This is a genomic window from Mesorhizobium metallidurans STM 2683, from assembly GCF_000350085.1.
In the GTDB taxonomy this organism is placed as follows: domain Bacteria; phylum Pseudomonadota; class Alphaproteobacteria; order Rhizobiales; family Rhizobiaceae; genus Mesorhizobium; species Mesorhizobium metallidurans.
This window is the reverse complement of the sequence record NZ_CAUM01000125.1, coordinates 1-13,999: the sequence shown is the minus strand read 5'-3', so window position 1 is coordinate 13,999 and position 13,999 is coordinate 1. Positions and strand designations below refer to the sequence as shown.

General features: G+C 61.4%; 14 protein-coding genes. 8 read left to right on the top strand and 6 right to left on the bottom strand.

Annotation, left to right across the window (positions count from 1 at the left end):
* Positions 1-65 precede the first annotated feature (65 nt).
* Together MESS2_RS20440 and MESS2_RS20435 are read left to right on the top strand one after the other, a co-directional pair.
* Positions 66-2,414 (top strand): xanthine dehydrogenase family protein molybdopterin-binding subunit, encoded by a 2,349-nt coding sequence (locus MESS2_RS20440; protein ID WP_008876344.1) that lies wholly within the window; start codon positions 66-68, stop codon positions 2,412-2,414.
* 112 nt (positions 2,415-2,526) lie between these two features.
* Positions 2,527-3,324 (top strand): FAD binding domain-containing protein, encoded by a 798-nt coding sequence (locus tag MESS2_RS20435; RefSeq protein WP_008876343.1) that lies wholly within the window; start codon positions 2,527-2,529, stop codon positions 3,322-3,324.
* A gap of 23 nt (positions 3,325-3,347) precedes the next feature.
* Here MESS2_RS20435 and MESS2_RS20430 read toward each other — a convergent pair whose 3' ends face one another.
* Complete coding sequence (locus tag MESS2_RS20430; protein WP_008876342.1) at positions 3,348-3,845, bottom strand: GNAT family N-acetyltransferase; 498 nt, start codon at positions 3,843-3,845, stop codon at positions 3,348-3,350.
* Positions 3,845-4,621, bottom strand: a complete 777-nt coding sequence (locus tag MESS2_RS20425; RefSeq protein WP_051069132.1) for a copper homeostasis protein CutC — start codon at positions 4,619-4,621, stop codon at positions 3,845-3,847. Before MESS2_RS20425 ends, MESS2_RS20430 begins: the two co-directional genes overlap by 1 nt.
* Before the next feature lie 169 nt (positions 4,622-4,790).
* Between MESS2_RS20425 and MESS2_RS20420 the strand changes: the two genes are divergently transcribed.
* Together MESS2_RS20420 and MESS2_RS20415 are read left to right on the top strand one after the other, a co-directional pair.
* A complete protein-coding gene (locus MESS2_RS20420) occupies positions 4,791-5,042 on the top strand; it encodes an AbrB/MazE/SpoVT family DNA-binding domain-containing protein (protein ID WP_008876340.1) in 252 nt (83 codons plus the stop codon).
* Positions 5,039-5,437 (top strand): type II toxin-antitoxin system VapC family toxin, encoded by a 399-nt coding sequence (locus MESS2_RS20415; RefSeq protein WP_008876339.1) that lies wholly within the window; start codon positions 5,039-5,041, stop codon positions 5,435-5,437. The genes MESS2_RS20420 and MESS2_RS20415 overlap by 4 nt, the downstream gene beginning before the upstream one ends.
* Positions 5,438-5,463: 26 nt before the next feature.
* Here the strand turns inward: MESS2_RS20415 and MESS2_RS20410 are convergent, their stop codons facing one another.
* Both MESS2_RS20410 and MESS2_RS20405 read right to left on the bottom strand, forming a co-directional pair.
* Complete coding sequence (locus MESS2_RS20410) at positions 5,464-5,898, bottom strand: cupin domain-containing protein (RefSeq protein ID WP_008876338.1); 435 nt, start codon at positions 5,896-5,898, stop codon at positions 5,464-5,466.
* Positions 5,899-5,965: 67 nt separating this feature from the next.
* On the bottom strand, positions 5,966-6,784 hold the full coding sequence (locus tag MESS2_RS20405; protein ID WP_008876337.1) for an AraC family ligand binding domain-containing protein: 819 nt from the start codon (positions 6,782-6,784) through the stop codon (positions 5,966-5,968).
* A 109-nt stretch (positions 6,785-6,893) separates the two neighbouring features.
* Between MESS2_RS20405 and MESS2_RS20400 the strand changes: the two genes are divergently transcribed.
* A complete protein-coding gene (locus MESS2_RS20400; protein ID WP_008876336.1) occupies positions 6,894-8,084 on the top strand; it encodes an amidohydrolase in 1,191 nt (396 codons plus the stop codon).
* A 41-nt stretch (positions 8,085-8,125) separates the two neighbouring features.
* Here the strand turns inward: MESS2_RS20400 and MESS2_RS20395 are convergent, their stop codons facing one another.
* Together MESS2_RS20395 and MESS2_RS20390 are read right to left on the bottom strand one after the other, a co-directional pair.
* Positions 8,126-8,404: a hypothetical protein gene (locus MESS2_RS20395; RefSeq protein WP_244440039.1), complete on the bottom strand. Its 279-nt coding sequence runs from the start codon at positions 8,402-8,404 to the stop codon at positions 8,126-8,128.
* A 180-nt stretch (positions 8,405-8,584) separates the two neighbouring features.
* Entirely contained in the window at positions 8,585-9,091 is a 507-nt protein-coding gene (locus MESS2_RS20390; RefSeq protein WP_008876334.1) for a hypothetical protein, read from the bottom strand.
* Between the two features lie 1,352 nt (positions 9,092-10,443).
* Between MESS2_RS20390 and MESS2_RS20380 the strand changes: the two genes are divergently transcribed.
* Genes MESS2_RS20380 through MESS2_RS20370 form a run of 3 tightly spaced genes read left to right on the top strand, consistent with a single transcriptional unit; the run spans position 10,444 to position 13,889 of the window.
* Positions 10,444-12,015 (top strand): ABC transporter substrate-binding protein, encoded by a 1,572-nt coding sequence (locus tag MESS2_RS20380; protein WP_008876331.1) that lies wholly within the window; start codon positions 10,444-10,446, stop codon positions 12,013-12,015.
* Positions 12,016-12,036: 21 nt separating this feature from the next.
* On the top strand, positions 12,037-12,972 hold the full coding sequence (locus MESS2_RS20375; RefSeq protein ID WP_008876330.1) for an ABC transporter permease: 936 nt from the start codon (positions 12,037-12,039) through the stop codon (positions 12,970-12,972).
* Complete coding sequence (locus tag MESS2_RS20370) at positions 12,969-13,889, top strand: ABC transporter permease (RefSeq protein WP_008876329.1); 921 nt, start codon at positions 12,969-12,971, stop codon at positions 13,887-13,889. The genes MESS2_RS20375 and MESS2_RS20370 overlap by 4 nt, the downstream gene beginning before the upstream one ends.
* The last annotated feature ends 110 nt before the right edge of the window (positions 13,890-13,999 follow it).

Below are 13,999 nucleotides of genomic sequence, written 5' to 3'. Positions count from 1 at the left end.
GCTCGCCATTCACTATTCACTATTCACTATTCACCATTCACCATTCACCGGGAGGAATTTCTGCGATGGGCATTGAAGGCGTTGGCGCTCGGGTGGCGCGCAAGGAAGACAAGAGGTTCATCACCGGCGCCGGCCGTTATGTCGACGACATGGTGGTTCCAGGCATGAAGCATGCGGCCTTCGTGCGCAGCCCGTACGCGCACGCGCAGATCAAGAAGATAGACGTCAAAAAGGCGCAAGGCATGCCCGGCGTCATCGGCGTGCTGACCGGCAAGGAGCTCAAGGCCGACGGCATCGGCAATCTCATCTGCGGCTGGATGATCCATTCCAAGGATGGCTCGCCGATGAAGATGGGGGCGTGGTCGCCGCTGGCCTTCGACAAGGTTCGCTATGTCGGCGACGCGGTGGTCGTCGTGGTCGCCGAAACCAAGGGCCAGGCGCGCGACGCGGCCGAAGCGGTCGACATCACCTACAAGGAATTGAAGGCAGTCGTCGATGCGCCGAAGGCGCTCGAAAGGAGTGCGCCACAGATCCATCCGGAAGCCGACAGCAATCTGATTTTCGACTGGGAGCTCGGCGACAGCACGGCGACCAACGCGGCGATCAAGGCCGCGGCCCACGTCACCCGCATGAAGATCGTCAACAACCGGCTGGTGCCCAACGCCATGGAGCCGCGTGCGGCTCTTGGTTATTACGACAAGGCCGAGGACCACTACACCTGCTGGACGACTTCGCAGAACCCGCATTTGGCGCGCCTGGTGATGAGCGCCTTCTATAATGTCGCGCCGGAAAACAAGCTGCGCGTCATCGCGCCGGATGTAGGTGGCGGCTTCGGCTCGAAGATCTACATCTATCCCGAAGAGATCGTCTGCCTGTGGGCCTCGAAGAAGACCGGCGTGCCGGTCAAATGGGTGGCCGACCGCACCGAGAGTTTTCTCACCGACGCGCATGGCCGTGACCACGTCTCGACGGTGGAAATGGCCTTCGACAAGAACAACAGGATCACCGGACTGAAGGTCGACACGATTGCCAATCTCGGCGCCTACATGTCACTCTTCTCGTCCTGCGTGCCGACCTATCTCTACGCGACACTGCTGTCGGGCCAGTACGATATTCCGGCCATTCACGCCAATGTGCGCGCCGTCTACACCAACACCGCGCCGGTCGACGCCTATCGCGGGGCAGGGCGGCCGGAGGCCACCTATCTGCTCGAACGCACGATGGAGACTGCCGCCCGCGAACTGGGCGTGTCGCCAGCCGAGCTTCGGCGAAAGAACTTCATCACATCCTTCCCACACCAGACGCCGGTCATCATGAACTATGACGCCGGCAACTATGCTGCCTCGCTCGACGCGGCGATGGCGGCTTCGGACTATGCCGGCTTTGCCGCGCGCAAGGCGGCTGCCGCCAATAGAGGCAGGCTGCGCGGCATCGGAATGAGCAATTACATCGAGGCCTGCGGCCTTGCGCCGTCGGCGGCGGTGGGCAGTCTTGGAGCGGGTGTCGGCCTTTGGGAAAGTGCCGAAGTGCGCGTCAACGCCGTCGGCACGATCGAGGTGCTGACCGGTTCGCACAGCCATGGCCAGGGCCATGAGACGACCTTCGCGCAACTGGTCAACCAGCGTTTCGGCGTGCCGATAGACAGTGTCTCGATCGTCCATGGCGACACCGACAAGGTGCAGATGGGCATGGGCACCTACGGCTCGCGCTCCGGCGCCGTCGGCATGTCGGCCGTCGCCAAGGCGCTCGACAAGGTCGAGGCCAAGGCCAAGAAGATCGCCGCCCATCTGCTCGAGGCCGACGAGGGCGACATCGTCATCGACAATGGCGCGCTGAAGGTGGCAGGCACGGACAGACAAGTGCCGTGGTTCCAGATGGCGCTCGCCGCCTACACCGCCCACAATCTGCCCGGCGGCATGGAGCCAGGGCTGAAGGAGACGGCGTTCTACGATCCGTCGAACTTCACCTTTCCGGCCGGCTGCTATGTCTGCGAGGTCGAGATCGATCCGGAAACCGGCATGACCGAGATCATCCAGTTCGTCGCCGCCGACGATTTCGGCAACATCATCAACCCGATGATCGTCGAGGGCCAGGTGCATGGCGGCATCGCGCAGGGCATCGGCCAGGCGCTGCTGGAAGGCGCCTTCTACGATGCCGGCGGCCAGCTGCTGACGGCGAGCTACATGGACTACACCATGCCGCGCGCAAGCGACCTGCCGTCGTTCAAGGTCTCGACCTCGAACACGCCATGCCCGGGCAATCCGCTCGGCATCAAGGGTTGCGGCGAGGCCGGCGCCATCGGCTCGCCGCCAGCGGTGATCAACGCCATTACCGACGCCATCGGCGTCACCGATATCGCGATGCCGGCATCGCCGTCCACGGTCTGGGCGGCGATCCGGGCGACGAAGCACTGAAAAAGGGGTGAATGGTGAATGGTGAATAGAAAGGCGCTACGCGAACGCGACGCCAGCCTGGCCATTCACCATTTGCCATTCACTATTCACCGCCACTTTAGGGGAGAATCCCATGTACTCAGTCAACTATCACCGTGCCGCCTCGGTCACTGAGGCCGCCAAGATGATCAAGAGCGGCGATGCGAAGCTGTTGTCGGGCGGCATGACGCTGATCCCCGCGATGAAGACGCGGCTGGCCGCCCCCTCCGACCTCGTCGACCTGTCGCGGATCAAGGAACTGCAAGGCGTCAAGGTGTCGGGCAAGACCATCACAATCGGCGCCGGCACCACGCACTATGAAGTCGCCAGCGACGAGAAGCTGAAGAAGGCTTGTCCGGCGCTTGCCTATCTGGCGTCGCTGATCGGCGACCCGGCGGTGCGCCACAAGGGCACGCTCGGCGGCTCGATCGCCAACAACGATCCGGCGGCCGACTATCCGGCGGCACTGCTTGCGCTCGACGCCACCATCGTCACCAACAAGCGCGAGATCGCCGCCGACAAATTCTTCAACGGCCTGTTCGAGACGGCGTTGAAGGATGGTGAAATCGTGACCGCGGTGAGCCTCACCGCGCCGGCCAAGGCTGCCTATGAAAAGTTCCGCAACCCCGCCTCGCGCTATGCGATCGTCGGCGTGTTCGTGGCCAAGGGCAAGGACGGCGTCAGGGTCGCCGTCACCGGGGCCGGAGACGACGGCGTCTTCCGCTCGAAGGAAATCGAGGCAGCGCTGGCCAGGAATTTTGCGGCTTCGGCGCTCGACGGCATGAAAGTGCCGGCGAAGAATCTGATGAGCGACATCCACGCCTCGGCCGACTATCGCGCCAATCTGATCGCGGTGATGGCCAAGCGCGCTGTGGCCGCCGCCAACGCATGACGCCAACCAAGATCGCTGGCGTGTCAGCTGGCGATCTGCCTGGCGTAGTAGCGCACGGCCTTCTTGCCGCCGTGGATAACCGCGTCGCCGACCTCGACAAAGCCGAGCGCCGCGTGAAAGGCGTCCGAGGCCGGATTGGGCGGTTCGGCATTGACCTCGCAGGTGACGATGGTCTGGCCGGCGCGCGAAACATGGCCGAACAGATCCTCATAGAGCCGGCGGGCGTGGCCGCGGCCGCGTGCGTGGCCGGCGACGACGACGCGGTCGACATAGACGAAGCGCTTGTAGCGCTCGCGGATCCACAGGAAATTAGGACTGTCGTAGTCGGCGTCCTGGTCGAAGGTCATGATGAAGGCCTCGATCGCGCCAATGCGGCGCGCATAAAATGCCTCGCCGAGCAGGAAGGACAGCCGCCCGGCTTCGAGCCATGACAGTTCGGCCGCGTGCTCGTTGTTGAGGGTGAGGATGGCGGGTTCATCCTGAGGCGAAACCCTGGCAATCGGCGAGGGCGTATTCGTCATCACGCTCGAACCGCCGCGATCGTCGCGGCCACCAGCGCTCCGTCGGTGACGGTGGTGCGGTACTCGCGATCCAGGTCGGCGCCGCCCATGCCGACTCTGGCGTTGCGGTAGCGCATGGCGCTCGGCACGTCCTTGAGTGCGGCGAAATGCATTTCCGCCAGCCCGGTGCTTCCCAGCACCTCGGCAATGTTGTCGGGACTAAGCGCGCCGCAGCCGAGAATGACGATGCGGTCGCCGGCCTGCCGCACGAGATCCGCCAGCAACTCCGCTCCTTCCAGCGCCGTGTCGCGCTGGCCGCTGGTCAGCACGCGGCCGATCTTGCAGCGGATCAGCGCTTCCAGTGCCTCGGCCGGATCGCGCGTCATGTCGAAGGCGCGATGGCAGGTGACATTCAAGGGCCCGGCGGCCTGCACCAGTTCGCTTATGCGCCTTTCGTCGATGGTGCCGTCGGCATTCAGGCAGCCGACGACGACACCGGCCACGCCGAGCTCGCGGAGCGTGCTCACATCGGCAAGCATCGAACGGTATTCGGTGTCGCTGTAGAGAAAGTCGCCGCCACGCGGCCGCACGATGACATGAAACGGGATCGTCGCCAGTTCGAGGGCCGCGCGTACTGTGCCAAGGCTTGGCGTGATGCCGCCCTCGACCAGGCTGGCGCACAATTCGACCCGGTCGGCGCCGGCTGCTTGCGCGGCGAGCAGTCCGTCTATGCCTTCGACGCAGATCTCGATCAGTGGCAGGCGAGGGCGTTCGATGTCGGTCACGGGGCGTTCCATTGATGGCCAGAGATCGCGCAGCCCTAGCATCGGCTCCGTCGCCGCGAAAGCCGGAACCGTTGGCTCAAGGCGCTCCCTATCGTCGCTGCTGCTATCCAACGGGCTGTGACGCCCTTGATGGTAAGGCCTTTTTACCTTACGTAGAGAACTTCAACAGGAGGGCCGCGCCATGAGCACGCTTACTGTTACCGCCAAAGGGCAGGTCACGCTGCGCAAGGATATCCTGAAGCATCTGGGTGTTCATCCAGGTGAGAAAATTATCGTGGACAAGCTTCCCGATGGCCGAGTCGAGGTGAAAGCCGCGCGGCCGGCTGGAAAGATTTCGGATGTTTTCGACTTCCTGAAGCGGGAGGGTGGCCCATCCTTGTCGATCGAGGAAATGAACGCGGTCGCCGCACAAGGCTGGACCGGCAAGCGGTGAAGATCACGCCCGACACCAACGTGCTCGTTCGGGCTATCACGGGCGACGACGAGCGGCAAAGCAAAGTCGCCCAGACGGAGTTGGCCAATGCGGATATGGTTGCATTGGCGCTGCCGGCGCTCTGCGAATTGGTCTGGGTGTTATCGCAAGGCTACAAGGTCCCTGCCGTGGAAATCGCCGAAACCATCCGACGGCTGATGAACAGTGCGAACGTCGTCTTGAACCGACCCGCGGCAGATGCCGGCTTGGCATTGCTGGAGGCGGGGGGCGACTTTGCCGATGGCGTGATAGCCTATGAGGGAAGCTGGCTTGGCGCGGATACTTTCATTTCCTTCGATAAGAAGGCCGTGAAGCTGATGGAAGCACAAGGCGATTCCATCCGTTTTCTGTCCTAAGCGGAACTTGGAAATAGAAGTGCCGGTTACTGGCGCAACACCGTGTTCTTGGCGCCCTGTTCAACCTGGTCGATCACCAGCAACTTGACCGGATCGGTTCCGATATTGGTGGCCTGGTGCCATTGGCCGATCATCTCCAGGATGAAATCGCCAGATTTGTAGGCGTTGCTCTTGCCGGTCTCGACATTGGTGACCTGAAGCGTTCCGGCCTGGACATAGGCGTAGCGGGGGAAGGGGTGCTCGTGGACCGGCAAGGTCGCGCCCGCCGCGATGTCATAGGTTGAAACCAGGACCTCGACGTTCTTCTGCGGCAGCACTATCGGCTGGCCGGACGCCGTCTCCGTGCGTGAGGCAAGCGGCGTCACGACCACCGGCATCCCGCTGCTGTCCAGCGCCTGAGCGGTGTCTGCAAACAGCGCTACCGCGAGCAGCAGCGTCATTGATGCCAGTATGTTTCGCATGGTTCCTCCCAAGCCTCGTGACACCATCGCGCGACAAACATCCACGCGCAAGTAGGTCCCGTTTAGCTCAGCCGGCTCCGCGGAACATGCCTGGCGACATGCCGTGCGCGGCGCGGAAGGTGCGGGTGAGATGGCTCTGATCGGCGAAACCCGCCGCAAGCGCGGCATCGGCGAGGCCGAGTCCATCTTCGATCAAGAGGCGGGCGCGGCGCAATCTGCGGTCGCGGATATAGGCCGCGGGTGTCAGGCCAATCGTCTTCTTGAAATCCCGTATGACCTGGAACCGGGTGACGCCCGCGGCGTCGGCAAGCCGCTGGAGATCGAGCGGCGAGCCAAGCCTGCTTTCGATCATTTCCTCGTAGACAGGGAATCGCCGCCGCGATCCCGCGTTTTCGACCTCCTCGGCCTGCCCGTTCCAGTCGCCATGCCGAACGATCAGACGCCCCAACGCGGCGAGCAGGGACGCCTCGGCTTTCATCGCGTCCTGGGATGTCGAGCCTTCATGCGCCGCCGCCAGCGCCGAGGCGAGATGATGGTCGTCGATGATTTCACGCGAGAAGACCGGGGCGCGATCCCGGCCCAGCTCGCCGGCGAACTCCGCCATCAGCGGCACGGAGGGATAAAAGGTCCGGTAGGCCCAGCCTTCATCCGCGCCTTGTTCCCCGTCATGCCACTCCTCGGGATTGACGATGGCGATGGTGCCTGCCGGGGCGATGACATGGCGGCGCCCGATGCGGATGCGCTCGCAGCCAGCCGTGATCAGGGCGATCACATAGGTCGGGTGCGTGTGCAACTCGTAGCGATGCCGCGTGAAACGCGCCTTGAACAGGCCAAGGTCGGGGAAGCAGGGATGGCGCCAATATCTGCTGGTTTCGGTCGCGTGCACGTCTTTCGTCCTGCGGTCAATCCGGTTCAAGACGCTCCTTGTCCGGCCCGTCTATTCCAGGGCGATGCCAAGGAGCGGGCCGTGACCGCCGTCATGGAAGGAGAATATCATGCTGCACAATGACCCGATCGCCGCGCTGACGCCAGAGGTCATCGAATGGCGGCACCATATCCATGCCAATCCGGAACTCGGGTTCAACGAGCACGAAACGGCACGCTTCGTCACTGAGAAACTGCGCGCCTTCGGTTTCGACGAGGTGCATGAGGGGATCGGCGGCACCGGGGTTGTCGGTGTCCTGCGCAGCGGCACTGGTGCTCGCGCCATCGGTCTTCGCTCCGAGCTGGACGCGCTTCCGGTCGTGGAGAAGACAGGCCTGCCTTATGCCTCCAGGAATCCGGGCGTGATGCATGCCTGCGGCCATGACGGCCACACCGCCATGCTGCTCGGCGCCGCCAGGCTGCTCAGCCAATCGCGCGCCTTCGACGGCACCGTGTGCTTCGTCTTCCAGCCGGCCGAGGAAAACGAAGGCGGCAGCATGCGCATGATAGGGGAAGGGTTCTTCAAGCGTTTCCCGGTCGAGGCGATGTATGCCGTGCACAATTGGCCGGGCCTCAGGCTGGGGACGATCGCCGCGCGCGTCGGACCGCAGATGGCGGCCGTCGACACTTTCGAACTGACCTTCGAAGGTCTCGGCGCGCACGCCGCCATGCCGCAGCTGGGCGACGATCCGATCCTGGCCGCCGGCGCCTTTGTCCAGGCCGTCCAGCGCATCGTCAGCCGCTCGGTCGATCCGCAAAGTGCGCTTGTCGTCAGCCTCACACAGATCCATGGCGGCAATGTCGGCAACATCGTGCCGGGCAAGGTCTGTCTGCAAGGCACCTGCCGCTTTTTCGAGCTTGGCCATTCCGATCACTGCGAGCGGCTGATCGGCGAGATCGCCCGGGGCATCGCCGCGGCCCATTCGCTCAACGCCGCACTCGACTACAAAAAGGGTTATCCGCCGCTAATCAACACGGCGGCTGCGACGGCCCGCGCCGTCGAGGCGGCTGCCGCCACCGTCGGCAGGGAGAACGTCTCGACCGAGTTCAGCCCCAGCCTCGGCTGCGAGGACTTCGCCTTCATGGTCCGCGAGGCAAGCGGCTGCTACGCCTGGATCGGCGTCGGCGATGTCGGCCCCGGCGAGGGCCTGCATGGCGATCGCTACGTCTTCAACGACGAGATCGTGCCGACCGTGTTGCGCTACTACGTCAATCTGGTCGAGCAGACGCTTCCCGGCAAAGACATCGAGGCAGCGGGATAAAAGTGGTTCCCGGTTGGAATCGCCCCGTTAGGGACGAGCGTTCACTGCTGCTGGGAGGTCGTATTCGCTTGCCGTTCGGTTGCCGGCGATGTGCTCGCGGTGTTTGCCGGGAACAGGTACGTCGCCACCGCGCTGAGGATGAGCGTGGCCCCAGTCTGGACTTCCGGCGACGTCAAATCGGGCGGCAACGCATATTTCGAGCCGAGCCAGCCTATCACGCCGCCAACGATTGAGCCGATCAGTTTCGAGTAATTTCCCATGATGACCTCTCCCCAGAACAGGACAACCTTGCTAACGCGCGTTCGTTCGTGAGGTTGCATTGGGCACGAACATCGCGTGGGGGCGATCACCATGCTGGAAAGGTGGCCGGTGCCACTGTGGGGGGCGTTGGGGTAGGTTGCCTGATGGGCACCGGCCAAGCGGAAAATTCGATCCGCACGGGAAGCAAGGTAGCAAATGCCGCAAGACAGGGTATTGCGTGATCGCGGAAGGTGGCGGGATCACCCGGTGCGTCGATGAGCCGAAACATTGTTCCCTTCGTCGCCTGCCTCGCGTTGGCCGATCCGCCCTTCGGACGTTGCCGGCGACAGTTCAAACAGGCTGGCGCCGCCCACCGGCTCTCGCTCGACATAGCCGATTATTCGGAACCATCTTGCGACGTCAGGTCCCCGGAGCCAACTGGTTGAGTGAACGGGCAGGTTGCCGGCAAGCGCCTGGATCTGGCGAATGTGACGCTTGCAGAAGCGAACGGTCGCGGCGTTGAAGAAATCCTCTCGCGCGGCGAACAATGTAACCGCTGCGTCGCTATGCTCATGCCAGGCGATGATCGCGACGGTCCTGTCATTCTGAACAAGCGCGTGGGCGCGACCTTCCTTGAGATTCATCATCAGATCGTCGTAGGCGATCTTGGGATCCTTGCCGGCCGCGACATACTCGTCGGACATGCGCTTCGACAGATCACGAAAAACGTCTTCCAGATCGCCGACCGTGGCGGTGCGTGCTTTCATCTCTCCTCCTGAAGCCCGGCAGGGAGTTTGCCCTATGGATGCCGGATCACCAAGCAAATCCAATTCGCATCTGCCCCAATGCGAGCAATCTCGTTTCGCTGGCGAGGCTGGCCATTTATGCATCGCCTGGTCCCGGCAGGTTGTCGCAAGCCGTCGGGAAATCGTTGTGGTTCAAAGCGGTCAACGAAACGAACCAGGCCAGGGTTTGTGCCAATGTTTGCCGGAGCAGGGCTTGGCCGCTCGAGTGCCAGCTATCCAAGAGCTTGATTTTGAAGTGGCTCCCCGGGGTCGACGAAGAAGCGAACTACGAACTCACCATCATACTACACCGGAACACGCCACGGCTATCGAAGATGCGTAAGCGCGACCGGGATCGCGCTGAAGCCCTTCGCCTTGCCGGCGGGCCGAGGCCGACGTTGAGAGAGCGTGCCGTCGCTTTGGCTGGCCAACGCAGTGAGGTCCGGACGGCCGAACTGACCGCAATAGGGGTCTCCCGCTGCTATCTGTCCCGCATGTGCGACGAGGGGCTCCTCGTGAAGGTAGCCTATGGGCGCTATCGCGCGGCGACCCCAAAGGCGGCATGACGGGCAGGTCGCGGCGAACTCGTCATAAGGGGCGGCTAGGCTTCCATCGCGCGGCCCTTCCAAGGCAGTTCAACCCGTGGGGTCGTCGAACAAGGGCTTAAGAAGCGGGCAGGTGTTACACTCTCGCGGTATATCCCTTCGATAGATTGTGATTTTTCATGGAATGAGGATCCCGTTTGAGGGGTGATTTTCGTCCAACCTTTTGCGCGAAAAAACAGGGTCCCGATTCCACGGTCATTGACATGCTGAATAACGGGCAGCAGGTCAGCGTCTGGTTGCCCTTGGGCATAGCACGCTGACTATGAGGGTGACGGCCCCGCAATCTATCTGCAGTCGACGTTCCAATGGGCAGCGATCTGCCATTTGCCCGCGCGTTTCCTCGTGAGAGCGGGCGGGCTGCGAACGCCAATCATCTCTGCGGCATGCGAGGTTATGCCCAGGTCATCGCAACCAGGACCCGATCCCGGACGCCTATAACACTATAACTATCGGGAATAGTTCGCGCTGATAAAAATATTAGACGGCATGACCTGCGCCATGTCAACTTCCTTCAAATTGCGGGTGACAGGTGGAGTGGATACCGGCCATGCCGAAATGAAAAGAGGTGGTGCGTGCAGTTTTGAAAGCGTCTGCGGAAAACTGTCTCGGCAACCGCTCCTTTCGGCGACTCACCCAAGTATTCCGGCAGAAGGAGAGGTCGGAACCGCGCGAAGATAGCTCGTCCGGCTCGCACGGCAAATTGGGGAAAGGGCGACAGGAGAAAGCTCAATGACAATTACACGTCGCAGCATTCTAAAAGCTTTTGCGGCTGCACCGGTCCTGTTCGGGTTTGACGGCATGATCAGGTCCGCCATGGCGGACAACCAGAGCGGAACCTTACGCGTCGCGGTGGCCAAAGCGTCCGCCAATCTGGACGCGCGTGACTACGTCGCTCAGTTCCAACTGCAAGACCTCATTTATGAGCCTTTGATCAGATACGGAGCAGGAGGCGTTCCGGCACCGAGCCTCGCAGAATCCTGGAGCTTTTCCGACAATGACACTCGATTGACGTTGAACTTGCGGAAGAATGTAAGCTTTACCGACGGGCACCCGTTCAACGCGGATTCGGCCATCTGGAACCTGAAACTCTGGATGGGTGTTGCCGACAATTCCTGGATCAACGCCTCCAAGTATTTCTCGGATGTCCGGAAGATCGACGAATACACGATCGAGATCAAGTTTACGCAGCCCGTGCCGGGCCTCATGTATGAACTGAGCTATGTCCGGCCTGTACGTTTCCTGTCGCCCATTTCCGTCAACGAGGACGGAACCCTCAAGGCACCGGTTGGAACCGGCCCGTGGATCGTTCAAGAAAACTCGGCGTCTGGCAGTTCTTTCATTCGCAACGGCAAGTATTGGGGAGATAAGCCATCTTTTTCCGGGATCGAGATCGCCGTTATGCCGGATTCTCGTTCCCGTGTTAATGCCATGCGTTCCGATGAACTGGACATTGTCGGCGGCGGAGCGGCCGCACTGACCTCGCAGGAGGCGGACACCTTGCGGCGGGCGGGAATCAACGTCCTCACCGCGCAGGGCTCGATGACGATGGTGCTTTCCTTCAATACCCAAAGGAACGCCGCGCTTGCGGAAAAGGCCGTACGACAGGCGATTGATGTTGGCTACGACCGCACGGCCGTATCGGCTGTGCTCTTCAATGGCGACGCCGCTCCGGCTGGTGATCTTCTAGGTCCCACTGTGCCATTGTCGGGCACGAGGCATGACGCATCCGTTCGCGACGTCGAGAAAGCGAAGCAACTGCTCGAGAACGCAGGTTGGACCGGTGCGCCATACCGCTCGAAGAGCGGCAAGACCTTGTCCGTGGAGCTTCTGGTTTCAGACGACTTTATCGCCGGCTCCAAGGTGTTCGGTGAAATTCTTCAGCAGCAGCTTGGTGAAATAGGCATAGAGGTCACGGTACGTTCGTTCGACCATGCGTCCCGTCATTCCAAGATTCCTAAGCGCGAATATGACATCGCGATCTTACAGACCTATGGCGCTCCCTATGATCCATTCGGCTCGGTGACGCTTCTGTTCCTATCCACGATTGAAAGCGGGTCCGATGGCAAGGTCGCGCTCGATCCAAGCCTGGATCCACTTATCGTGGCTGCTACTGAAGCGGTGGGAGAAGAGGCGCAGTTGGCAGCGCTGCAGGTCTTCTACGACAAGCTTCGTGAAGAAGTCCTGTATTCGCCGGTCCTCTACCCGCCGATATATTGGGCGGCTTCGAGTCGCGTCGAAGGTTTCAAGGTCCCTCCCACCGATACAGAATTCCCCTACCGAGGCATCGTGTTGAAGTCTTAGTTCCGGGAGGGCGGCCTACTCATGTTTACTTATCTGAGGCGCCGATTGCGAAACTCAGCACTGCTGCTGCTGATGGCGTCAGTGTTGTGTTTCGGACTCGTCGTGGCTGCCCCGGGAAACGTCGCGCAGCTCATCGCCGAGCTGCGCTTTCCGGGCGCATCCAAGGCTATGGTAGACCAGGTCGCGCAGGAACTCGGGCTCAACGATCCTGTTCCTGTTCGCTATTGGCACTGGCTGCAAGGCGTCGTTCAAGGCGATTTCGGCGTCGCCTATATCACTGGCGAGGATGTTGGCGAGGCCATCAGAAACAGAATTCCGACCACGATGAAGCTCATTCTCGGGGGCAGCATCGTGACGATAGTGTTGTCGGCCGCAATGGGATTGATCGGAGCGGCGTGGCCGGGGCGGTTCCCCGACCACATCGTACGGGTCCTGGCTTTGTTGGGGGCGTCAACCCCAGTATTTTTCGGGGGCGCAGTTCTGATCCTGATTTTCGCCGTGAATTTGCGGTGGCTACCCTCGTTTGGCGACAGCTCCATTTTGAGTTGGATACTGCCGTCAATCGCGATGGCCGCGCCTTCCGCCGCGGTACTTTCTCGTGTGCTCCGGATCGGCATTTCCGAGGCAATGACACGGCCTTATGCCCTGACGGCGCGTGCGAAGGGGTTCCCGGTCCTGCATATCATGCTTCGCGATGCGCTGCCCAATGCAGTTCCCGCATATGTTAGCGCGCTGGGTAACATGATCGGCTCGATGACTATCGGCGCGATCATCGTCGAACCGCTTTTCGCCCTGCACGGCATTGGCGAGCTCTTTGTATCAGGGGTTCGCACCAGAGATTTCATGGTCATGCAGGCCTGTCTCCTGACGTTTGTACTGTATGTTTCGCTGGTGAACCTGGTGGCCGACTTGCTGATGATTGCGGCGGACCCGAAGCTGCGGAGGCAGGTGGCATGAAGCGCCTTTTGCATTCCATTGGAGAAGCGTTCAGCAGCTTTCCAAAGGCCGCGCTGATCGGGGTGGGTTTGTTTCTCTTTCTGGGAGCATTCGGTCCGTGGCTGGTGCCCCACGATCCCAACTTTCAGGACCTTACTGCCCGCTTCGCCGGTCCGTCAGCCGATCATTGGCTGGGCACAGACCATGTCGGCCGCGATGTGTTCTCGCGCTTGATTGTATCGGCTCGAACAACAGTCGTCGCCATGACCATTATCGTGACCTTCAAGCTCCTCATCGGAGTCACACTGGGTACTTTCGCCGGCTTCGTCAAAGGTCGGACCGAAGAGATACTGATGCGCTTCGTGGAACTGTTCATGGCGCTTCCCTCGCTCATCATAGCTCTCGCAGTCATCGGCGTGCTCGGAATCGGCTACTGGAACATGGTGCTGGCGCTGATCCTGGCGTTCTGGGCAGGTTCCACTCGCGTCGCCCGCGGCGTGGCCATAGGGATATTGAACCTGCCGCATATAGAAGCACTCCGCGTGCTTGGGGCCAGCCCGCTGCGGATCTATTTCCGCCATCTGCTTCCATCAACGCTAGGAATGGTGCTGGTCTATGTTTCAGCGGACGCAGGAGGGATCGCACTATCAATTGCGACTCTTTCGTTTCTCGGACTGGGCATACAACCGCCCACACCGGAGTGGGGGCAGATGCTCGTTGATGCGTTGCCGTACCTGGATCTCAATCCGTGGATGGTTCTGCTTCCGGGCTTTGCGATCACAGGAGTCGTCGTCAGCTTCAACTTGCTGGGCGAAGCGATTGCACTGAACCGTGTGCCGCGCGAGTTGCGACGCTCAGTTTTGCGGCGCGGCCGGCTTGTCGCTGCGTCATGGGAACGAGCATCAAGCGAAGATCCGAATAAGCGGATTGCGACATGAGCACGAATAAAGTTCTTGAGGTAAGAGATCTCAGCGTGGATCTCTTCGCCAAGAGTGGTGCCCTCAGACCTGTTGACCGAGTCAGCTACAGTGTACGCAGGGGAGAGACC